This window comes from Vibrio sp. 10N.261.52.C11 (genome assembly GCF_041471405.1).
Taxonomy (GTDB): domain Bacteria; phylum Pseudomonadota; class Gammaproteobacteria; order Enterobacterales; family Vibrionaceae; genus Vibrio; species Vibrio crassostreae_C.
In genome coordinates, this window is the sequence record NZ_JBFROI010000037.1 from 29028 (window position 1) to 51015 (window position 21988).

Annotated in this window: 20 protein-coding genes; 9 read left to right on the forward strand and 11 right to left on the reverse strand. The window is 43.6% G+C overall.

Going from position 1 to position 21988, the window contains the following annotated elements:
• Positions 1–16 precede the first annotated feature (16 nt).
• The 5 genes from AB4323_RS15885 (at position 17) to AB4323_RS15905 (ending at position 7746) form a co-directional block, all read left to right on the forward strand.
• The gene (locus AB4323_RS15885; protein ID WP_372152870.1) at positions 17–856 is read left to right on the forward strand and encodes a hypothetical protein; all 840 of its coding nucleotides are present in this window, start codon (positions 17–19) and stop codon (positions 854–856) included.
• Positions 857–928: 72 nt separating this feature from the next.
• Positions 929–4876 carry a zinc-dependent metalloprotease gene (locus tag AB4323_RS15890; protein WP_102332887.1) on the forward strand — a complete coding sequence of 1316 codons (3948 nt, stop codon included), beginning with the start codon at positions 929–931 and terminating at the stop codon, positions 4874–4876.
• A gap of 240 nt (positions 4877–5116) precedes the next feature.
• A complete protein-coding gene (locus AB4323_RS15895; RefSeq protein WP_017064732.1) occupies positions 5117–5821 on the forward strand; it encodes a response regulator in 705 nt (234 codons plus the stop codon).
• A gap of 19 nt (positions 5822–5840) precedes the next feature.
• Entirely contained in the window at positions 5841–7130 is a 1290-nt protein-coding gene (locus tag AB4323_RS15900) for an ATP-binding protein (protein WP_017064731.1), read from the forward strand.
• 79 nt (positions 7131–7209) lie between these two features.
• Positions 7210–7746 carry an RNA-binding S4 domain-containing protein gene (locus AB4323_RS15905; RefSeq protein ID WP_017064730.1) on the forward strand — a complete coding sequence of 179 codons (537 nt, stop codon included), beginning with the start codon at positions 7210–7212 and terminating at the stop codon, positions 7744–7746.
• A gap of 136 nt (positions 7747–7882) precedes the next feature.
• Here the strand turns inward: AB4323_RS15905 and AB4323_RS15910 are convergent, their stop codons facing one another.
• Positions 7883–8764: a LysR family transcriptional regulator gene (locus AB4323_RS15910; RefSeq protein ID WP_017064729.1), complete on the reverse strand. Its 882-nt coding sequence runs from the start codon at positions 8762–8764 to the stop codon at positions 7883–7885.
• 106 nt (positions 8765–8870) lie between these two features.
• On the opposite strand from AB4323_RS15910, the gene AB4323_RS15915 reads away from it, so the two are divergent.
• Positions 8871–9833 carry a nitrilase family protein gene (locus AB4323_RS15915; RefSeq protein WP_372152872.1) on the forward strand — a complete coding sequence of 321 codons (963 nt, stop codon included), beginning with the start codon at positions 8871–8873 and terminating at the stop codon, positions 9831–9833.
• Positions 9834–9991: 158 nt separating this feature from the next.
• On the opposite strand, the gene AB4323_RS15920 is transcribed toward AB4323_RS15915, so the two are convergent.
• The 10 genes from AB4323_RS15920 to AB4323_RS15965 form a co-directional block, all read right to left on the reverse strand.
• Positions 9992–10435: a F0F1 ATP synthase subunit epsilon gene (locus AB4323_RS15920; RefSeq protein ID WP_017060844.1), complete on the reverse strand. Its 444-nt coding sequence runs from the start codon at positions 10433–10435 to the stop codon at positions 9992–9994.
• Positions 10436–10449: 14 nt separating this feature from the next.
• On the reverse strand, positions 10450–11835 hold the full coding sequence (atpD, locus tag AB4323_RS15925; RefSeq protein ID WP_017060843.1) for a F0F1 ATP synthase subunit beta: 1386 nt from the start codon (positions 11833–11835) through the stop codon (positions 10450–10452).
• 44 nt (positions 11836–11879) lie between these two features.
• A complete protein-coding gene (gene atpG / locus AB4323_RS15930; protein WP_017064727.1) occupies positions 11880–12749 on the reverse strand; it encodes a F0F1 ATP synthase subunit gamma in 870 nt (289 codons plus the stop codon).
• 46 nt (positions 12750–12795) lie between these two features.
• Positions 12796–14337, reverse strand: a complete 1542-nt coding sequence (gene atpA / locus AB4323_RS15935) for a F0F1 ATP synthase subunit alpha (RefSeq protein ID WP_017060841.1) — start codon at positions 14335–14337, stop codon at positions 12796–12798.
• Positions 14338–14346: 9 nt separating this feature from the next.
• Positions 14347–14898, reverse strand: coding sequence for a F0F1 ATP synthase subunit delta (locus AB4323_RS15940; protein ID WP_017060840.1), 552 nt, complete (start codon positions 14896–14898; stop codon positions 14347–14349).
• Between the two features lie 11 nt (positions 14899–14909).
• Positions 14910–15380: a F0F1 ATP synthase subunit B gene (locus AB4323_RS15945; protein WP_017060839.1), complete on the reverse strand. Its 471-nt coding sequence runs from the start codon at positions 15378–15380 to the stop codon at positions 14910–14912.
• A gap of 54 nt (positions 15381–15434) precedes the next feature.
• Positions 15435–15671, reverse strand: a complete 237-nt coding sequence (gene atpE / locus AB4323_RS15950) for a F0F1 ATP synthase subunit C (protein WP_004730405.1) — start codon at positions 15669–15671, stop codon at positions 15435–15437.
• A gap of 47 nt (positions 15672–15718) precedes the next feature.
• Positions 15719–16489, reverse strand: coding sequence for a F0F1 ATP synthase subunit A (gene atpB / locus AB4323_RS15955; protein WP_017060838.1), 771 nt, complete (start codon positions 16487–16489; stop codon positions 15719–15721).
• Between the two features lies 1 nt (position 16490).
• Positions 16491–16892 carry an ATP synthase subunit I gene (locus AB4323_RS15960; RefSeq protein ID WP_372058259.1) on the reverse strand — a complete coding sequence of 134 codons (402 nt, stop codon included), beginning with the start codon at positions 16890–16892 and terminating at the stop codon, positions 16491–16493.
• 716 nt (positions 16893–17608) lie between these two features.
• The gene (locus AB4323_RS15965; protein ID WP_017071346.1) at positions 17609–18493 is read right to left on the reverse strand and encodes a LysR family transcriptional regulator; all 885 of its coding nucleotides are present in this window, start codon (positions 18491–18493) and stop codon (positions 17609–17611) included.
• 157 nt (positions 18494–18650) lie between these two features.
• Here AB4323_RS15965 and AB4323_RS15970 point away from each other — a divergent pair, with 157 nt between their 5' ends.
• The 3 genes from AB4323_RS15970 to AB4323_RS15980 all read left to right on the forward strand — a co-directional run bounded on the left by AB4323_RS15970 (position 18651) and on the right by AB4323_RS15980 (position 21899).
• The gene (locus AB4323_RS15970; RefSeq protein WP_017060835.1) at positions 18651–19049 is read left to right on the forward strand and encodes a RidA family protein; all 399 of its coding nucleotides are present in this window, start codon (positions 18651–18653) and stop codon (positions 19047–19049) included.
• Between the two features lie 187 nt (positions 19050–19236).
• Positions 19237–20697 (forward strand): aldehyde dehydrogenase family protein, encoded by a 1461-nt coding sequence (locus AB4323_RS15975; RefSeq protein ID WP_017064725.1) that lies wholly within the window; start codon positions 19237–19239, stop codon positions 20695–20697.
• Positions 20698–20903: 206 nt separating this feature from the next.
• Positions 20904–21899: a membrane dipeptidase gene (locus AB4323_RS15980; RefSeq protein ID WP_017060833.1), complete on the forward strand. Its 996-nt coding sequence runs from the start codon at positions 20904–20906 to the stop codon at positions 21897–21899.
• Positions 21900–21988 lie beyond the last annotated feature (89 nt).

The following is a 21988-nucleotide window of genomic DNA, read 5'->3' on the forward strand; positions in this document are numbered from 1 at the left end:
ATACAAGAAGGAAAATATGAATAAACTACTTATGTTGCCAGCGTTCATTCTGGTGGCGCCTTCGCTCGCCCTAGCAAATAATTTGCAAGATGAGTGGGAGTCCAAAAACAATGAAAACCCTTGGTCTGGATACATTAGTGCTGACTATTCTCGAAACGGATATGAAGACAGTGCGTCTTTAGCAAACCGTTCGGCTTCTGCAACTGGCGTTGTCCGATATTCGTTTTCAGACAAATCTCGACTCCAAGTTGTGGCGTCAGGTTACCACTTGTCCGACGGTGATGAATATGGGACTAGGGGACAGTTCTGGAATGATACGTCCATCTCATGGGGGCGCAATGGATTATTCAAACCAACTGATGGTTCATCACTGAGTGGTGAGGTGAGAGTAATATTGCCAACGTCCAAATGGTCAAGGAGGAACGATCTAACGTTAGGAACTAGGTTGAAAGTCAGGTGGAGTGCTCCATTCGATAATTGGATTGAAGGGCTTTCATTAAGTAATACGTTATTACTTAGAAAAAACTTTCACGAATATAAAACAGCTGGTGGTAATCAGCTTATTGAATACCAATTGAGCAGCCAATTTTCTCTTGATTATGTTTTTGCAGAAGACTTCTATTTTAACATTTTCGTAATGCCTAGACAGTCATGGGATTATAACGGGAGCACGTTTGACCCAACTTTATTACATGGGGAAGAGGTGGGTTACCAAATAACTAAGAGTATTTCTATTTCTGCTGGTTTGACTAATGGCATTAGTTATTACAATCCAGAAAGAGGCTCAAACCCTCTTAATGATTTAGTCGATTTAAAGAAAACAACTTATTACGCAGTGATTAACTATCAATTCTAATATTGCTCCGTTCGCATTGAATTTAAATAGTTAGAAGTAAAAATGTAATATAATTATAAATATAGGTAAATTATGTTTAAACAAGCAATTATCGCAGCAAGTATTGCCACAATCCTCAGCGGGTGTGGGGCCGAAGATCGTGCCTATGACACCTATGAAAAACCAACCGAAGAGATTTCTGTTCAATCTTTAGATACGGAATCACTTTGGATGTACATGCCGTCAACCGGCGATGCTCCTCGTTATGCAATGACTCAGCGCGGCTTTTTCCAAGGCGATCCAAAGTTGGTGACGCTTCGTTTTGATGAAACTAATGGTATTTATGTCGAAGAAGTTGATCGCGACAAAGTGAATTCGACAGATGAAAGTCGTTGGGATACGGAAATTAACCGTGCTCCTGTGCTTAAAATTCCTGGAGAATTCCGTCAGTATCGCTGTGCTGAGAACGGTTATGGCGAATGTACAAATAAAGAAGAAATTAACGCAGATGAAGACGTTTCTTGGGATCAAGCCACACACTTTGTACCTAAATATGAAGAGATTAAATCACTATCTCAAGACACAATTAGAGCTTGGTATACCTCCAGTAATGTTACGGAGTCTGCAGAGCCTCGTTTGATTTCATACGAATACGATCCTGAAGGTGGGGTAATTAACGTTGAAGTAGAACGAACCTTTACTGCAGAAGCGGAAGATCAATACCAGTTTGGTGGCGAGCTTAAAGACTTATCATTCAAAACACGTTTTTTCTATTCTCTTGTTAAGCTTGATAAGTTAGCAAGTGAAAATTACGAACCTATCTATTACCAAGGCCAAGACAGCGCATACTTTGGGTTCTTCAACGATAGCAAAGAAGTAAAAACTCACACTGGTGAGAGTAACGTACAGGGTTCTCGTTTTTCTTATATTAACCGATTCAATCCCAAGTTAGAGTCGATCGATTACTACTTAAGCGACAGCTACTTCGATGATGGCAATGAAGCGTACCTGCAACTTACGCTCGATACCATGAAAGAGGTAAATCAGTCATTAGAAGGCACAGGTGTTCCTCGCATTAACATTGTTAATAGTGACAAGAAAGCGGGTGTAAAAACGGGTGACTTACGTTACAACGTATTCAACCTGATCGAGGATCCGGTTGACAACGGCCTTCTTGGCTATGGCCCATCTGCCACTAACCCATTAACGGGTGAAATTATTCATGCGCATGTTAACCAATATTTAGGTGTGATTCGTTCCGCAAGTCGCCATACGTGGAATGATCTCGCTAAGCGTTACAACCGCCAAGAAATTGAAAAAGTACAACCTGTGGTTGTGGCGGAAAAAAGCAACGCTTCGAAATCAAGCTCTGAGCCAACCGAAATCGATTTGTTCAATAAAATGCTCGAGGAAGATCGAGGACCTTCGATCAATGTTCCAGCGTTGAGTGAACGCGAAATTAATTTGGTGGGCAAAGATAATTTAGTCGATTCACTGCCTGAAGCCGATTTGGATTTCAAATACGATACCAGCAACCAAGACCTCGCTTTGCAATCATTCTATAAACGCCAAGATATGTTGAAGCGATTCTCTGAGCAGAATGTATATAGCGTTGATGCGATGTGGTTAAGTACCCAGTCAAAGGGCTTAGTGAAGGGTTTAGACTATATCCAAGGTGGCTTCTTCGCCGATGCTGATCAGAGCAAAATGAAAACGTGGGAAGCGCTAACGATTGATCAGCAGAAGCTAGCAAGCCAAGCGATTTCAAAGCATATGTTTAAATCAACATTGATTCATGAGCTCGGGCATAACCTTGGTTTACGTCATAACTTTATGGGTTCAACGGACGAAAGCCATTTTTATACAGAGGCTGAGCTTGCACAAAGCAAAATTGGGCACCTTGATAAGCCAGCTGCGTACAGTTCGATCATGGATTACGGTGCATCAATATTTGATGAACTGTTGACGTTCGGTAAGTATGACAAGGCCGCTTTACGTTTCGCTTATGCTCGTCAGGTTGAAACAAATGAACTTATCGTTAACACCAATAGCGAGGGAGACGATGTCGCTGTAGTAGACGCCACAGGAGCACAAAAGCGCAAAGTCTATTCTTTGGCTGAGTATGACCGTCAGTTATCTAATGACTATAAGGTTTATCCGACGGGTGTTATTGCACACTTGAGAGCTAACGCTGGTCAAAATGGTATTCCAGATTCGTTAGTGAGCTATCGCTATTGTACGGATGAACACACGACCACTAACTTGTTATGTGATCGTTTTGATGAAGGTACAAGCCTTCAAGAAGCCACAGAGTTTAGAATTCAGCGATACAAAGATAGCTACGACACGGTTAACCAAAGAAATGGACGTGAGAGATTTGAACAATTTCATCAATATAGCTACTTCTTATATCGAATGGGGGAGTTCCAAAAAATTCGCGATATCGTTGAAAACGTTGGTGAAATTGACTTTATGTTTGCTCGTTACTTAGGTGCAAATACGACGAATAACAAAGGGCAGGTTTTTGAAGAAATAGCCGGAAACAACTGTGTGGATTTTCGCGGTAACGCTATTCCATTAGAGAACTTGTCTGCGGGTGTTCGTCCAATTTGTGATACTTATAATGCAGCAAATTTGGCAGCAGACTTCTTTTTAGAAGTGCTAACAGCACCAGATAAAGTTTGTGAATTAGAAGAATTGAGTGGTGTTGTTGGAGTTCCTAACCGCTATCGTTTCGCTAAGTTATCTGACCTTTGGTTAACCTACCAAGGCGGCATGTCGCAAAATCGCGATGTTCCAACCAGTTGTTTCGATGAGGAATTAGTTCAGATGTTAGCAAGTCAAGCTAACGAGATCGTCATTCGCTCTGAAACTCGAGATGGAAAAGTATGGGCGAGCTTAAAAGCGAACAACCCTTATCAAACATCGTCTTCTTCTGTCGATTTGTTAGGCGTATGGCCAGACAAACTACTAGCAGCACAGATGTTAGTTAGGCGTGATACACCATTCAAATCAACTGAGAATTCGAGCTTAGCGTTGGTTGATATGTCAGACAAAATTTCACACTTGTATACGTATCTATCCGATTTAACGGGTAGAGCTGAAGCTCGCCAAGCTATCTTTGTTGATGGGAAAGGGGATTACGTAGAAACGGTTCTGAAATACAAACAAGACATTACCGAAACAATTGAGGCTACACCTTCATACCTGTGGCCAATGAAGCGCTATTTCTCAATGGGCGGTAATGAAGCATTTGTGTATTGGACTGAGGGAGCTAGCCAAGATACGAAGGTGCCGTACTTTGGAACCTTATTGGCTAACCTAAACAAGTATAATCGTGCAAATGAATATGGTTTGAGTGACTCAGTATCTGGTTTTAGCGACTCTATCCATGTCAACTATGCAAATAGTAGTTATGCCGACGAAGATGGGATTAACTTTACTTGGAAAGGGACAAATTACTCGTTGAGTTCACGTAACACACTTGCAAATGCTTTAGCTTCACGCGCCTTATACACAGAAGAGCAGCAAGCTCGCGTAGAAAAATTAAACGGTTTGCCTTACCGAGTCCGTAACGCGCTGTCTGTGTTTAAGAATACGCGAGATCGCAACGAAGCTCGTATTATCGCTGTCGGTGATAAAGAGGCGCTCGTTGCTCTTCGTGACACCACTGGTTTCGCACGCTTTTTTATGTTTGATAATCAGTTCGAAGAATATGATGAAGATGGTCAGAAGTGTTTACGATTTAAAGTCGATGGCGAGTCGACCGAAGATCACATGAAACGTAAGTGTAACTCTCAATCCAGTTTGCAGACGGTACAAAATAGCTCGATTGGTAAATTCGAAGATGAAGAGCACGAACGTATATTCGATTTAGCACAAATCTTTGGTAATCAGATTGCGGATAACAACACCAGTTCCACAAATGCGGCTCATAAAGAAGTGTACAACTATGACCCAGAAGAATTGAGGTTATGGAGCTCTAATGAGTACGTGAATTATCGTCGCGCATTTGAACAGTTCCCTGTTTATGATGACTAGACAACAAATGTTTAATTAAACCCATAAATTGAACCGGTTACCTTACTAAGGTGACCGGTTTTTTTGAGTCTAAAATTAAGAGCTTTTGGTCTATTTTTAGCTGCATTACCTTATATTTATATGTTATATAGATGTTTTTGTTAATTTTATAAATACAAGCTACGTAAAAAGAATATGCTGAATTTCGCAATAGAGAGGCGGGGGTTCGCAAGGTAGCAATAGGAATGGTGAGAAGGATTTATGACCAACCCGAAACTAGTGATCGTAGAAGACGATCCCATCTTAAGAGAGATGTTACAGGAATATTTTGAAAGCCAATCTTTTGATGTAATCACTATTTCTGATGGCGCATCAGCGAGTGAGCAAATCTTAAATATTCAGCCCGACATTGTTCTACTTGATCTTATGTTGCCAGAAGTTGATGGGCTAACTATCTGTAGGCAAGTCCGGAGTCAGTTTAAGGGAAAGATACTCATTCTTACAGCTAGTGATGATGATTTTGACCATGTTGCAGCGTTAGAAACTGGCGCCGATGACTTTATTAGTAAACCAATTCGCCAAAGAGTATTACTTGCTCGAGTGAGGATGCTTTTGCGTCGCACTCCTGACAGTTCAATAAGTGCTGAAGTGAGTAAGAATGAGTTAGTTTTTGGTAAGTTAAATTTAAACCGCACAACCAAAGCCTGTACGCATATTGGAAAAGATATATCCATAGCGGAGAGTGAATTTGAACTGCTTTGGCTATTGGCTTCCTCGCCAGAACAGGTGTTATCACGTAATTTTTTGACTCAACAGTTGAGAGGTATTGATTACGATGGCATTGACCGCTTTATCGACAATAAAATCGTAATCTTACGTAAAAAGCTTAATGACATAACTGTCCCACCTAAAAAGATCATCACTGTAAGAGGTAAAGGCTACTTGTTCGTACCAGAACGTTGGTAACGGTAGCTGAATAAATAATATGCGACGTATCTATTTTGAATACCTAGCGGGGCTGACAGTCATCTTCTTAGTGAGTATATATTCCTATGCTTTTATTGTTTACAAGTTAAGCACTGACTACGAATACATATTACGAGACCATGAAGCAGAAGCTTATCAAGAATTAATTGATGTGGTTTTCCGTGAAAAAGGTTTGCTTGAAACGCAGAATCTATTAAAAAGTTATGCGGATAAGACTCGGCAGAACCTGCGAATCATACCTTTTGATAACGCTCCAGAACTAGTGAGAAAAGCGTTTCAGCAGCAAGGCCGAAATGTTTACTACCATGACGAATACTTCCTGTGGTTAAGGTTAGTTGGAAGTGATGATTTATATGAGTTATCTAAGAACAAAAATTCTTATCTGAGGAAGCAAATCAAATTTGAAAACCGGCTTATTTGGGTTTTTGCAATAACAGGTTTCGCGTTTAGCGGCTTGTTTTTGGTTTGGAGAATCAAGCGCCGATTAAATAACCTTGAAATGGCGACGGTTGCTTTTTCTCATGGGGATCTACTAGAAAGAGCTTCCGAAAAAAATAGCATAAAATTAGGTACGTTAAACCGTAGCTTTAATGTTATGGCGGACAAGATAAGAGACTTAATCAATAGTAATAAGTCTTTGACTAATGCCGTTGCTCACGAGCTAAGGACGCCTATATTCCGAATTCAGTGGCAGGCTGAGTTGTTGAGTGACTTAGCACCAACTCCGCAACAATCTAAGGCGATAGCCCGTATTCTTGCTGATACGGATGAAATGGAAGACATGGTTGATGAGCTATTGTATTACGCTCGATTGGAAAGAGGGGGCTTTGAATTGCTTAAGCAACCTATTGATGCCAATGAATGGCTAAACGAGCGTTTTAGCATTTGGGAGAAAGAGACAACACTCGATCTCATTAAGGTGCCACTAAAAGTCCCAGCCTCTTTGTATGTCGATCTAAAGTTATTCAATAGGGCGGTGGATAATATAGTAAGGAATGCTTTTAAGTTTGCCGATACTAAGATCGTTATTGAGTTGTGGTATACCGACAATGAATTTGTTATTGAGGTTCATGATGACGGTAAAGGCGTTGAAGCGGAGCATTGGCCTTTTTTGTTTGATCCTTTCTACAGCGCTAATGCAGCGAGGAACAAGGGGAAAACGGGCCATGGTTTAGGGTTAGCTATTGTTAAACAGGTGTGTGACCGTCACCAAGCACATGTCACTGTTGGTGAAAGTTACTTGGATGGTGCGTGTTTTGCCTTGTCGTTTCCTCGGCTTGAGCTATAAATTCAACATGGTCATTTAGTTGTTTTAAGATTACACTGCGCCCAATATTTCAGAAGTACATATTTAGGTAGAGGTCACCATGGACCAAGAACATTACGAAGACGCTGATTACGAAGGCCAAGAGCTGGGCGAAGAAGGCGAAGAGATTGAAATTGAAGCAATTGGTATTGATGTTTCATCACAGCCAATCGAGCTCTACAAAGTGTTTAAAATTGCTAACCTAGTGAGTGGTGGCGGCGAAGCTAAGCACATCATCTCTGAAGGCTACGTAGCGGTAAATGGTGAGCTAGAAACCCGTAAGCGTCGTAAAATGTACGATGGCGACTTCTTTGAATTCAACCAAGAATACTATGTAGTGGTGTGTGATCAGCCAGTACAAGAAGAATCAGAAAAGCCGAAAAAGAAAGAAACGCCTAAAAAAGAGAACAAGGCGAAGAAAGGTCAGTCTAAAAAGGATTCTAAGAAGAAGGAATCTAAGAAAAGCAAAGCAGAAATGCTAAGCGCAAAGGCTGAACCAAAGAAAGAGAAAAAAGAGAAGAAACCGAAAAAGAAAGCGGATACGCCAAAGCCAACACGTGATGACAAAAGCGGCCGTAATTCGATTGAGTTCTTCTAAGTTATAGCTCTAACCTACTGATCTAAAGCTATTCTTTCAAAACGCAAGCAACCTTAGACTTAGGTTTACGTTAAGAAAATATCAAAAGGCTCACTATTTAGTGAGCCTTTTTTGTTGGTGAAATTTAGCTTCTGGTCTAATTTCCTTTTTGATGAGCCACAAACTCTACAAACCTATCCCTGAGTGGGTTGTCACTCTCTCCATTCCAGATTAACCCGACAGGCCAAGTCGCGTGTTCACCTTCTAACGCAATGAATTCCACATCGGTGTTACTAATGTACTGCGCACTGCTGGGTACGATGGTGAAACCGATATTGGCCGAAACCAAGGCAAGCAGGGTGAGGATATCATCGGCTTCTTGTGTCTTAGATAAGTCGATTTTATTGGCAAGACAATATTGTTGAATCTGTCTGTCTAATCCGGGGCCACGGTGCTGAGCCAATTTTAGATAAGGCCATTTCGATAACTCAAAGAGAACCTGATCGTTACCTGGCGCTTGCTTGAGAATATCTTTGTGAACCGCAATCACAAGCGAATCATTGAAAAGCGTTAGGCTCTTTAAATCCGAGGAGTCGGGTATTCGATTGAAGCTGATATCGAGTTCATGGCTCAATAGCTCGTCGGTCTGCTGCTTAGACGGTGTGTCATTTAAGGTGATGTGAACGTCTGGGTACTGTTGTTTATAGGCGGCAATCAGTTTAGGTGCTTCGTGATAATTAGATACGCCAAAACCAATGTTCAAATGCCCCTGAGTTCCATTCACTACGGAGCCTGAAAGCTGCTCAAACGCTTGCATTGAATGAACCAAACGTTGGGCTTCGGGTAGTAAGGTTTTACCTGCGTGTGTCAGTTCTGCGCCGTTCCTGCCGCGAGAAAATAGACTCGCTCCTATATTGGATTCCAGTCGTTGAATCTTTTTGGTCAGTGCCGACTGAGTAATGTAGAGCTGCTCTGATGCCATACGATAATTGCCCGACTTAGCCAACTGACAAAACGCCTTCAGTAAATCAAATTCCATTCCGAATGCTCATTGAACTAAGAATATCTTTCATTATATGGAATTGAATCGATTTTTTATACTGAGTTCATACCAAATCAGATAAAGCGAAATTTGAGGACGAATAATGAAAAGAGACATCAAAGTAGCGTCGGTTCAATTTAACCACCACGCAGGTGATAAGGCGTATAACTTTTCGGTTATAGAGCAATATGTTCGACACGCTGCAGAAAGTGTTGTGGAGATCATCAGCTTCCCGGAGATGTGTATCACTGGCTACTGGCATGTGTCTGCTTTGTCGCGAGATGAGATTGAAGCGCTAGCGGAACCTGTGCCGAACGGTGAATCGACTCAAAAGCTGATTGCACTGGCAACACAGTTTGGAATGAGTGTTGGGGCTGGTTTGATAGAGCAGGACATCGATGGCGAGTTATACAATACCTACGTATTCGCTATGCCCAATGGAGAAGTTCAGAAACACCGTAAACTGCACACCTTCGTTAGCCCACATATGATCAGCGGCGACCAATACACGGTGTTCGATACGCCTCATGGTTGTAAAGTCGGTATCTTGATTTGTTGGGATAACAACTTGGTCGAGAACGTACGAATTACTGCATTGAAAGGCGCTGATATATTGATTGCGCCACACCAGACGGGCGGTTGTCAGTCACGTAGCCCGAATGCAATGAAGCGAATTGACCCAGATTTATGGTTTAACCGAGATGAAAACCCAGAAGCGATTCGTGCTGAAATGCAGGGTAAGAATGGGCGCGAATGGCTAATGCGTTGGTTGCCTGCAAGAGCGCACGATAACGGTATGTTTGTGGTGTTCAGTAATGGTGTCGGCGTTGATATGGATGAAGTGAGAACCGGTAATGCGATGATTTTGAGCCCTTATGGTGAAATCATCACCGAGACGGACAGCGTTGATAACGATATGGTGATTGCAGAGCTAAAAGCCGAAGAGTTGGATATGTGTACTGGCAGGCGCTGGATTCGTGGTCGTAAGCCTGAACTGTACCATTCACTGACGCAGTCGCTAGGTCATGAATTGGACCCACACCAAGCGCGCTTTGCAGAGAAGTAATGTTGTAAGCTCAGGTGAAAAAGGATGTATTAGTAGCGGTTAAAAGGGTGGGGAAGTTGAAAGAGAAGTGAGGGTTTCTGATGTAGTCTACCCACTTAAATCATGTTTAAGTGGGTAGACTATTTACACATCAAGTATCGAGCATCTAAGTTCTATTCTCAGTGTCTTGTGTGAGAAGAAGTTAGCTCTGATGCACGTAACTGAGCAACGGCTTTCGCTAGTTCTAGCTGAGCTTGTGCAAAGTTAATGTCTATGTTGCCCTTGTTGATGTTCTCTAGAGCGGCATATTTCGCTTCTTCTGCGCGAGCGCGGTCAATGTCTTTACCATGCAAGGCCGTGTCGGCTAATAACGTAACCACATCCGGCTGAACTTCCAGCATCCCACCAGAGACATACAGCACTTGGCCTTCTGATTTAGGGTCTGTAACAAACACGGTTACGCCCGGTTTGATCTTACTGAGAAGCGGGGAGTGACCGGGGCGGATCCCCAGTTCACCGTCAGCGCCAGAAACGGCTAGGGCATACGCTGGACCTGAAAACAGCGTACCTTCCGCACTTACAATATTAAGTTGAAATGTATTATCTGTAATTCCGATAGCCATGGTGCACCTGCCTCTTAGAGTGATTTTGCTTTGTTAAGCACTTCGTCGATAGAGCCACAGTACAAGAACGCTTGCTCTGGGATATCGTCATATTCACCGCTCAATAGACCTTTAAAGCCTCTTAGTGTTTCGCTTAGCGGTACAAAGACACCTTTCTGACCGGTAAACACTTCGGCTACGTGGTAAGGCTGCGTTAAGAAACGTTCAATCTTACGAGCGCGAGATACGGTCTGTTTGTCTTCAGTAGACAGCTCATCCATACCAAGAATCGCGATGATGTCTTTTAGCTCTTTGTAGCGTTGCAGCGTTGTTTGTACTTTTTGTGCAATGTCGTAGTGCTCTTGGCCTACGATCAGCGGATCTAACTGACGTGACGTTGAATCTAACGGGTCAATCGCAGGGTATAGACCCAGTGCCGCGATATTACGAGACAGTACAACGGTCGCATCTAAGTGAGCAAAGGTTGTTGCTGGTGATGGATCGGTTAAGTCATCCGCAGGTACGTATACTGCTTGGATAGAGGTGATAGAGCCTTGTTTTGTTGACGTGATACGCTCTTGAAGTACGCCCATCTCTTCAGCCAGTGTTGGTTGGTAACCTACTGCTGAAGGCATACGACCTAGCAGAGCTGATACTTCTGTTCCCGCAAGCGTGTAACGGTAAATGTTATCAATGAACAACAGTACGTCACGACCTTCATCACGGAAGCGCTCAGCCATAGTTAGGCCTGTAAGTGCTACACGTAGACGGTTTCCCGGTGGCTCGTTCATTTGACCGTAAACCATGGCTACTTTGTCTAGTACACCTGCTTCTTTCATCTCGTAGTAGAAGTCGTTACCTTCACGAGTACGCTCACCTACACCGGTAAACACAGAAAGACCTGAGTGGGCTTTGGCGATGTTGTTGATAAGCTCCATCATGTTGACGGTTTTACCTACACCAGCACCACCGAACAGACCAATTTTACCACCCTTAGCGAATGGACAGATAAGGTCGATAACCTTAACGCCTGTTTCTAGAAGCTCAGTGCTGTTTGCTTGTTCTTCATAAGAAGGGGCTTCACGGTGAATCTCGTAGTTTTCTTTCTGACCGATTTCACCACACTCATCGATAGGTTGACCAAGCACGTTCATGATACGGCCTAGCGTTTCTTCGCCGACAGGAACCGTGATTGGAGAGCCTGTGTTTTCAACCGTTAGGCCACGACGTAAGCCATCTGACGTACCCATTGCAATACAACGAACGATATTGCTACCCAGTTGTTGTTGTACTTCCAATACTAACGAGCTTGCTTCGTCGCTAGTCACTTTCAATGCATCATAAACGCGTGGGCTGTTGCCGCCGCTGAACTCGACGTCAACCACCGCGCCGATTACTTTAACTATTTTTCCAACACTCATTCTTAAATCCTCAAATTCTGTTCTTGACCCAGTCTTTTCTAGCCCTAGACAGCTTGGGCACCTGAGACTATTTCACTCAGCTCTTGGGTAATGGCAGCCTGACGCGCCTTGTTGTAGACCAACTGCAAGTCATCAATGAGTTGGCCTGCGTTATCAGTCGCCGCTTTCATAGCGACCATTCGGGCTGCTTGCTCACAGGCAATGCTCTCAACAATGCCTTGATACACTTGCGATTCGATGTATCGATGTAACAGTTCTGAGAGTATGTCTTTGGGTGCTTGCTCATAGATGTAGTCCCAACGACGCGCTTTTTTAGGCTCACCACCTTCCTCAGAATCCGAAGGGTGGGGGAGCAACTGCAAGGTCGTTGGCGCTTGAACCATGGTGTTGACGAACTGGTTGTAAACGAGATACAAGCTATCGATTTTACCTTCGTCGTAATGCCCGAGCATCGCATTCACCGTACCTAAGATGTCTTCTAACTTAGGTGTATCGCCAAGACCTGACGTTTGTGCAATAACGTTGCCGCCGCGTTGGAAGAACGAGATAGCCTTAGATCCCACTAAGGTTGTTTCTACCTCGACTCCCTTGGTGCGCCATTGCTCCATTTCTTCTAACACTTTCTTGAACAAGTTTGAGTTCAAGCCACCACACAAGCCGCGATCGGACGAGATAATGATGTAAGCGACACGCTTAGGTTCACGCTGTTGCAGGTAAGGGTGCTGGTACTCCAGGGAACCCGATGCAACATGAGAGATAACTTTTCGCATGTTCTCGGCGTAGGGGCGAGTTAGCGTCATGTTGTCTTGAACCTTGCGCATCTTACTTGCTGCAACCATTTCCATTGCGCTAGTGATTTTCTGAGTGTTACTAACACTGGCTATCTTGGTGCGAATTTCTTTAGTACTTGCCATAATCTGCTCCTATTTGTTTTGATTTCCAGCTAACAAACCGGAGCACTTACCAAGCTTTCATCCCAACAAAACCTTCTAGGATCTCTTTAAGAGCACCGTCGATTTCGTCATTGTAATCGCCTGTCGCGTTGATTTTTTCGAACAACGCAGGGTTCTGACCTTTGGCATAAGCAATCAGCTCTTCTTCAAAACGGGCAATGTTGTTTAGCTCAACACCGACCAAGTAGCCTTTCTCTGCTGCGTAGATAACCGTTGCTTGCTCAGCGACTGACATTGGAGAGTATTGTTTTTGCTTCATTAATTCGGTAACACGCTCACCATGGTCTAGCTGTTTGCGCGTCATCTCATCTAAGTCAGAAGAGAACTGAGCAAAGGCCGCCAGCTCGCGATATTGAGCTAATGAAGTACGGATACCACCAGACAGTTTCTTGATGATCTTGCATTGCGCCGCACCACCCACACGAGATACCGAGATACCTGGGTCTACTGCAGGACGTAAGCCTGAGTTAAACAATTGGGTTTGAAGGAAAACCTGACCATCGGTGATTGAGATTACGTTGGTTGGTACAAACGCTGATACGTCACCCGCTTGAGTTTCAATGATCGGAAGCGCCGTTAATGAGCCAGTTTGACCTTTCACTTCACCGTTAGTGAACTTCTCTACATACTCTGCATTCACTCGTGCTGCACGTTCTAGAAGGCGTGAGTGAAGGTAGAATACGTCGCCAGGGAAGGCTTCACGACCCGGTGGGCGTTTCAATAGCAACGAGATTTGACGGTAAGCAACGGCTTGTTTTGATAGGTCATCATAGATGATCAGTGCATCTTCACCGCGGTCACGGAAGTATTCACCCATGGTGCAACCCGCATAAGGGGCTAGGTATTGAAGCGCTGCAGACTCTGATGCTGATGCCACGACTACGATGGTGTTTTTAAGCGCATCGTGGTCTTCGAGTTTACGAACCACGTTAGCGATAGTGGAGGCTTTTTGGCCAATCGCTACATACACACATTTGATGCCAGAATCTTTCTGATTGATGATCGCATCGATAGCTAACGCTGTTTTACCCGTCTGACGGTCACCGATGATAAGTTCACGTTGACCACGACCGATTGGCACCATGGTATCAACCGCTTTATAACCAGTTTGAATAGGTTGATCAACAGACTTACGTTCGATTACACCCGGTGCAATCACTTCTACAGGGTCGAGTCGGTCACAACTCACTGGGCCTTTGCCATCGATTGGCTCGCCTAATGTGTTGACTACACGACCAAGAAGTCCGTTACCTACAGGTACTTCTAAGATACGACCTGTACCTTTCACTTTCATACCTTCAGAGAGGTCAGTGTAGGGGCCCATAACCACCGCACCTACTGAGTGGGTATCGAGGTTAAGTGCGAGTGCGTATTTGCCACCTGGTAGCTCAATCATCTCGCCTTGCATAACATCAGCAAGGCCATTGATTGTGATGATGCCATCACGAACCGATACGATAGTGCCTTCATTGCGAGCCTCGGTGCTCACATTAAATTTCGAGATGCGTTCTTTGATTAGATCGCTGATTTCATTTGAATTTAATTGCATAATTGTTACCTATCTCGCGTGAAGTTGATGAGCCAATCGGTCAATTGATGTGTTTAAAGAACCATCGATAACGGTTTCACCCGCTTTGATGACCATTCCACCCACTAACGTGTCATCAATAACCTGCTTCATTTCAACCTGACGCTCTAATTTCTTCTCAAGTGCAGCTGTTAGTGACGTAACTTGATCCTGTGTCAGCATTTCTGAACTGGTGACAGTGACAGGCACTACACGTTCATGTTCGTCCTTTAGCTCGCAGTACAATTCAAATAGGTCTCTTACAACAGAAAGGCGGCCGTTCTCGGCCAAGACTCGAATAAGATTAATGACGTGGTCATCAACGAGTCCTTGGCAAATATGAATGATGAGGTTTGCCAGCTCTTCTGTTTGGTGTGTAGAAGCACCTTCTGCTGAAGAAATCTGACTAGCGATCGTTTCTTCTTCCGCGACAGCCACAAGAATGGACAGCATTGAGTGCCACTCTTGTAACTGGTTTTCACCTAAAGCAAATTCAAACGATGCTTTGGCGTAGGGATGAGCAATATTGGTGTAATCTGACATATTGCCTCTCCTTAGAGTTCGCTAATCATTTGGTCAACTAGCGCTCGGTTCGTTGCGGAATCTAGGTTTTTGCTAATCAGTTTCTGTGCACTTTGAATTACTGCGTCTGCCATATCTGCCTGAAGTTCACGGCGTATCTTTTGGCGTTCGCCTTCTAGCTCAGCTCTACCTTGTTCTAAGATGCGTGCCTTTTCTTGCTCGGCTTCTTGTTGCGCTAAGCTGATGATTTCATTGCGGCGTTTTCGGCCCTGTTCAACCAGTTCAGTCACATCTTTTCTTGCATCTTCGATGAGTTGCGCGCCATTTGATTTTGCTAGTTCTAGCTCTTTCGCAGCGTTCTCTGAGTGGCGTAAACCATCAGCGATTTCTTTTTGGCGCTCGTCTAACATCGCGGTGAGAGGGGGCCATACATATTTCATGCAGAGCCAAACAAAAATCACGAATGAGATTGCTTGTCCAAACATGCTTGCATTTAAGTTCATACCTTCCTCACTAAATCTTGATTATTTACAAATCGATCTTTCAAAGCGGTTTGATTAAGCCACGGCGAAGATGATGTATAGACCGATACCAACACCGATCATCGGTACTGCATCCACAAGACCCATCATGATGAAGAATTGAGTACGAAGCATTGGAGTAAGGTCTGGTTGACGCGCAACACCTTCAAGGTATTTACCTGCTAAGTTACCAATACCAGATGCTGCACCTGCTGCACCTAAACCGATCAGTAATGCACCTGCTACATATAAAACTGCGCTTACGATATCCATTTGTATCTCCGATAAATAATTTGTTAGTTAAATTTTTTAGTTATTAATTAGTGGTGTTCTTCTGTTGCCATACCTAAATAAACAACGGTCAGTACCATAAATATAAATGCTTGCAAGAATACGATTAATATGTGGAATAGTGCCCAAGGAACACTCAGTGCCCATTGCATCCACCATGGCATTAATGCGATCAGAATAAATATCATCTCACCTGCATACATGTTTCCAAATAATCGTAAGCCTAGTGATATAGGTTTTGAAATTAATGTTATTAATTCAAGAACTAAGTTAACAGGGTATAAAAGAGGGTTATCAAATGGCTGCGTAGTAAGCTCTTTGATAAAGCCTTTCAATCCTTTATTTTTAAATGTATAAGTCAACAGTAAGATAAATACACCGAGTGCCATCGACATTGGAATATTTACGTCCGCCGTTGGTAGATCTCTAAAGTGTTCTAGACCCATTGCACGACTTAATGCTGGTATGAAATCTATTGGTAATAAATCGACCGCGTTCATTAACAACACCCAAACAAAAGTGGTTAATGCCAGTGGCCCTATTAATTTATCCTCCGCTTGAAAAATCTCTTTTACTAGGTTGTTTACAAAATCAAATATCAGTTCGATAAAACATTGAAATCGACCTGGAACACCGCTGGTGCCCTTAGTCACTACGTATCGAAAAGCTCCAATAAACAGTAAACCCGTAATCCAAGATACCAACATCGAGTCGATGTTGAACGCCCAGAAACCATCACCTGTAGTTAAGAAGGTTAAGTGATGCTCTATGTATTCGTGAGCGGTAGTTACTTGATCCATACTACACGTACTCCGATCTTGTAGAGGCAGTAATAAATGGTGTTAAGAAGTACCCAACCATAGTGAGAATATATGCGTACAATATTACTGGGTTATCCAATTTGAAAAACTGGAACGCCAAGATAAACATTAAGAACGTATAAGTTATTTTCACGACACGACTCATTTGCATTAAGTCACGTAAACTATAATTAGGATTCTTGCGCACCTTTAGGCTTGCATATATAAAACCAAACAGCGGAGGTAGCATCGCAATTCCGATACCCAAAGCCGACGATTCCATATCTAATTTATTACCAAAAAACACTTCATATAAAACTACACCGACGGCTAATACTACTTGGCAGAGAACAACTCTTTTAGCAGCAACAAGAATGTCACCACTTATCCCATTAAGCCTCATAATAAAACCTTATATTTAACAGTGTAAGCTCATATAAAACACAGTTTGAATATGTCTTGCTACTCGCATTTACTTGTTAATAAAACTTTGCTTGTTAACAAAGAGATAATCTTGCTGGTTTTATATCTCCTGACGAAATAGAACGATATAAACTAGTTCGCTCTCGTTTCGACAAAATATAAACTACGCCTAAAATTATGTGATCAAAACGACAAATATTGATATCAATAATTCCATTTTTGAAATGAATGTTTTTCATTTATGAAAGTAATAGTTCTATCACTTTATTCATGAATATTTAAGATGCTTTATCCTTGTGAAAAGAGGGTCTTTTTAGAAGGGAGTAGCGAGCTAAATTTTCAACTTATGATCTTATCAATTACGACTATTCAAACACTTAGGTTCATTTACAAGCTGAGTTGTGAAGTGTGATTTTGGTAGGGGTTAAGCTTGTTTGAGGCAATGATGGAAGATCTGGTTTTTCTGGTAAATTAAACGTACGTCGCTCCTTATCAATAAGCGAATATTTTTTATATTGTCGTCAGCTTGTCACTATTTGCGTGCGCGAGAGTGAAAATTCAGCGCCTAAATGTTGATGATATAGGAGTGAAATGGGGGACTGGGTGTGCGAGAAGCATGGTGCGGAGAAGAAACACCGAGTTTTGAGGAAGTAAATGGCAGCAGAGCGCTGCCTAATTTACTTAATCTAGGCTCTCTTATGACTCTTCATAACTGAGGTATTGAATACATAAGTCATGGAAAGCCTGTGCTTGTGGCGAGATCGTACGATCAGACAGTCTGAAAATGCCGATTTGTCGTTGCAAGGGTGGGTCAATTAGCGGAATCCACACCAAGCGGGTTTCATTGGTTGGGAAAGCCAGCTTAGGTAGCGTGGTCACGCCTATCCCGAGCTCTAACACCGAAAAAAGCGAGGTAATGTTCTCGACAGAGTACAGGGCTTGTTCGCTGAGCATGCGCGCAGGTGTTGGGTCCAGTAGGGTGCAAGTCCCGTTACGAATGAAGGGCTGCTTTAACAAGGTTTGCCATTCGATTCCTTCCTGTTGAGAGGCGATAGGGTTATCTTTGAGGCACACCACACCGATAGGATCAGAAAGCAAAGGCGTGAAGTCGATGCTCTCTTCTTCTAAATGGGAGCTATTACCGAGGGCAACATCCACCTCGCCAGAGAGTAATCTTGCTTCTACCCCTGCCGCATTATCATCAATCAAACTCACTTCTACATTCGGGTACTGCTCACAAAATGCCCCTAAAACACTAGGGATGAGTTTTGCGGCCACCGAAGGCACGCTCGCTATTCGAACTCTTCCTTGTTGTCCTGCTGCCGCTGCGCGTAAGTCATTGTCTAATGCTTTGTAAACGTTCAGAAATTGAATGATCTTGGGCAAACATATTTCTCCAAAAGGCGTCAGTGTCGATTTGTTGCCTGTTTCAAACAGAGGTTGGCCGAGTATTTTTTCCAACTCTTTTATCGAAGTCGAAAGTGCCGCTTGCGATCGATTTGCACGGTGAGATGCCGCTCTAAATCCACCTTCTTCGACCACCAAAACGAAATGTTTTAACTGTTGTAGCTTAATACTCATGACTCCGATCCTTCTCTAGCCCTTGCTATACCTTACTTTTTGCAAGGTGATAGATTTTATTTATCAAATGAACAAAATTTACCGTTAGATTTATCAGGCGTCAAGGTGCAGTATTTAACCATCTTGAAACATAGTTGTTACAAAGTTGGATGAAATCGTGAACGCACAAACTAAAAAACACCCAGTAAAAACCTCTCTTTTTGCTTCAAAAGCACCACTAGAGTGGGCAATCGTTAATAACGGCACTCTATACACTGCGCAGATTCCAATCGATGAAACGGGCGCAGTAGTAGAAGGCGGTATTGAAGCGCAAACGCGTCAGACTTTTAACAACCTTGTTCATACCTTGGAGTGTGCAGGCGAATCGATGGATTCTGTGCTGCAGGTTCTGATTTACGTGACTGACCGTGAATACCTGAAAACGGTAAACAGCGTATACGGAGAATACTTCAACGCACCTTATCCAAATCGTGCAGCAGTCGTTGTTGCAGGGCTAGCTAGAGAAGAGATGTTGGTTGAGTTCGTGGTTTATGCATCGGCGTCTCAACCTGAATAAATGGACTGTGAACTGAGGCAATTTGCCAATCAAAGCTGTTTGTCTACGCAGATCTTTACTAATACAAGCGAATAGTTTTACGTCTAGATACAAAATTAATACTTATTCTCTATATGAATTAACAATTTATTAATTAATCCGATGGTTGCCAGACTCAACCGCAACCTAACGTTACAAGGACAGAATGATGACTCACTTACAGAATGTTCAAGCAGAAAACGCACTTTACATTGGCGGCGAATGGCAAGCGGGTGTAAGCACCGTAGCGAACATTAACCCATCCGATATTTCTGAAAATATTGGCAACTTTGCACAAGCAAGTGCTGAACAAGTTCAACAAGCGATTTCAGCGGCGAAACACGCTCAACCAGAGTGGGAAAAAACGCCGATTGAACGCAAGCAAGCGGTGCTTCAAGCGATTGGTGATGAGCTGATTGCCCGTTGTGATGAGCTGGGCACTTTGCTATCTCGTGAAGAAGGTAAGCCTTTTGCTGAAGGTCGCGGTGAGGTTTACCGTGCAGGTCAGTTCTTCCAATACTTTGCGGCTGAAGTGCTTCGCCAAATTGGTGACAACGCAGATTCTGTACGCCCGGGTGTTTCTGTTGAAGTGACTCGCGAAGCGGTGGGCGTTATCGGCATTATCTCTCCTTGGAACTTCCCGACAGCAACAGCAGCTTGGAAAATTGCTCCAGCATTGGCTTTCGGTAACAGCGTTATTTGGAAACCAGCAAACCTAACACCAGCAAGTGCGGTCGCGCTTACAGAGATCATCCACCGCCAAGGTATCCCTGCAGGTACGTTTAACCTTGTACTAGGTAGCGGTTCAACAGTAGGTGATGCACTGATCAACTCTAAAGAAGTGAACGGTGTGAGCTTTACCGGTTCTGTTGATACGGGTCGTAAAGTGGCAGCGGCTACAGCGCCAAACTTCGTTCGATGCCAACTAGAAATGGGCAGTAAGAACGCACTTGTTATTGCTGACGATGCTGATATCCAAACTGCGGTTGATGCAACGATTGCAGGTTCTTTCTCTGGCGCAGGCCAAAAATGTACCGCGTCTTCTCGCCTTGTGGTTATGGATAGCATTCACGACCAATACGTTGAAGCACTGATTAAACGTATGAGCGAGCTGAAAGTGGGTCACGCACTGGAAGAGGGTGTGTTCATGGGCCCTGTCGTTGATGGCAACCAACTTGAAGCAAACCTAGGTTGGGTTGAGAAAGCACGTCAAAGCGGCGGTGAGCTGGCATTTGGTGGCGAACGCTTGAGTATGAAGCACGAAGGTTTCTACATGTCTCCAACGCTGTTCTTGAACACTAAGAACGATTGGGAAGTGAACCAAGAAGAAGTGTTCGCACCAATGGCAAGTGTGATTCGTGTCGCTGACCTAGAAGAAGCGATTGCGACAACCAACGACACTCGCTTCGGTCTAACAGGCGGCATCATTACTCAGAGCCTACGTACTAGCGCAATGTTCAAGCAACAAGCGCAGACCGGTTGTGTGATGGTCAACCTACCAACAGCAGGCACGGATTACCACGTACCGTTTGGTGGTCGTAAAGAGTCTAGCTTCGGTCCTCGTGAGCAAGGTCAATACGCGAAAGAGTTCTACACAGTGGTTAAGACGGCTTACCAACGTCCTTACTAATCCACTTTCTAAATAAGAATTGGATAGCTGAATTAACTTCCTAGCTATCCAGCTATCGAATTGGCCTGATTCACAGAGTCAGGCCAACATTCAAACCAAAGCAGCAAACGAACTTAGACAAGTGATTTAACCCATTTTTGAAAACATGTTATTTGAGCGTGTTTTCAAAACCGAGCTAGAACACTGAGCTTTCAATAGGAGTGGTTATGTACCAGCAACGGATTGTTATAGATGGATTGCAATACTGCAATTGGAACAGAGAATATTTCCAAACACTAAAGGCGAGCGGCATTACAGCAGTTCACGCTACCGCGGTTTACCACGAGACGGCTCGTGAAACCTTATCTCGCTTTGCAGAATGGAATTTAAGATTCGAGCAGAACGCAGACCTTATCATGCCGATTCACTCAATGGCTGATGTCGAGACTGCAAAAGCGACTGGCAAAGTCGGCATTTTCCTTGGTGCTCAAAACTGTTCTCCAATCGACGATGAGATCGGTCTTATCGAAGTGATGCGTAAGCAAGGTCTTTTGATCATGCAACTGACGTACAACAACCAGAGCTTATTGGCGACGGGTTGCTACGAGAAGAACGACACAGGTATTACTCGCTTTGGTAAACAAGCCATCGAAGAGATGAACCGAGTGGGCATGATCATAGATATGTCTCACAGTGCAGAGCGCTCAACACTTGAAGCTATCGACTTGTCTTCTCGTCCTATTTGTATCAGCCATGCGAACCCGACGTTTGCTCATGATGCACTACGAAATAAATCAAACGATGTAATTAAAGCTCTAACCGCACGCGGCGGCTTAATCGGATTCAGCTTGTACCCATTCCACCTACCAAACGGCAGCCAATGTACCTTGGAAGATTTCTGCCAGATGGTAGCGACTACGGCTGACATGGTCGGCGTAGAGCACCTCGGTATTGGCAGTGACCTATGCTTAAACCAACCTCAAGCCGTTCTTGAATGGATGAGAAATGGTCGTTGGTCTAAAGCAATGGACTACGGCGAAGGCTCTGCGAACAACTCAGGTTGGCCAGATGCGTTGCCTTGGTTCTGTGGTAGTGCGGGTATGGAAAACATATATAACGGATTGATGCGTCATGGTTTCAGCGAGTCTGAAGCTGGGCAAGTCTTGGGAGAAAACTGGTTTAACTTCTTGAAAGATGGCCTAGAGCCTCAAACCAAGGGTTAACGGTTTCTCGCGAGCCATCATCGAATTAGCAGCCTTCTAACAAACGTTCAATAAGCAAGTGCTGCTTAAACCAATTTCACTATTCAAAA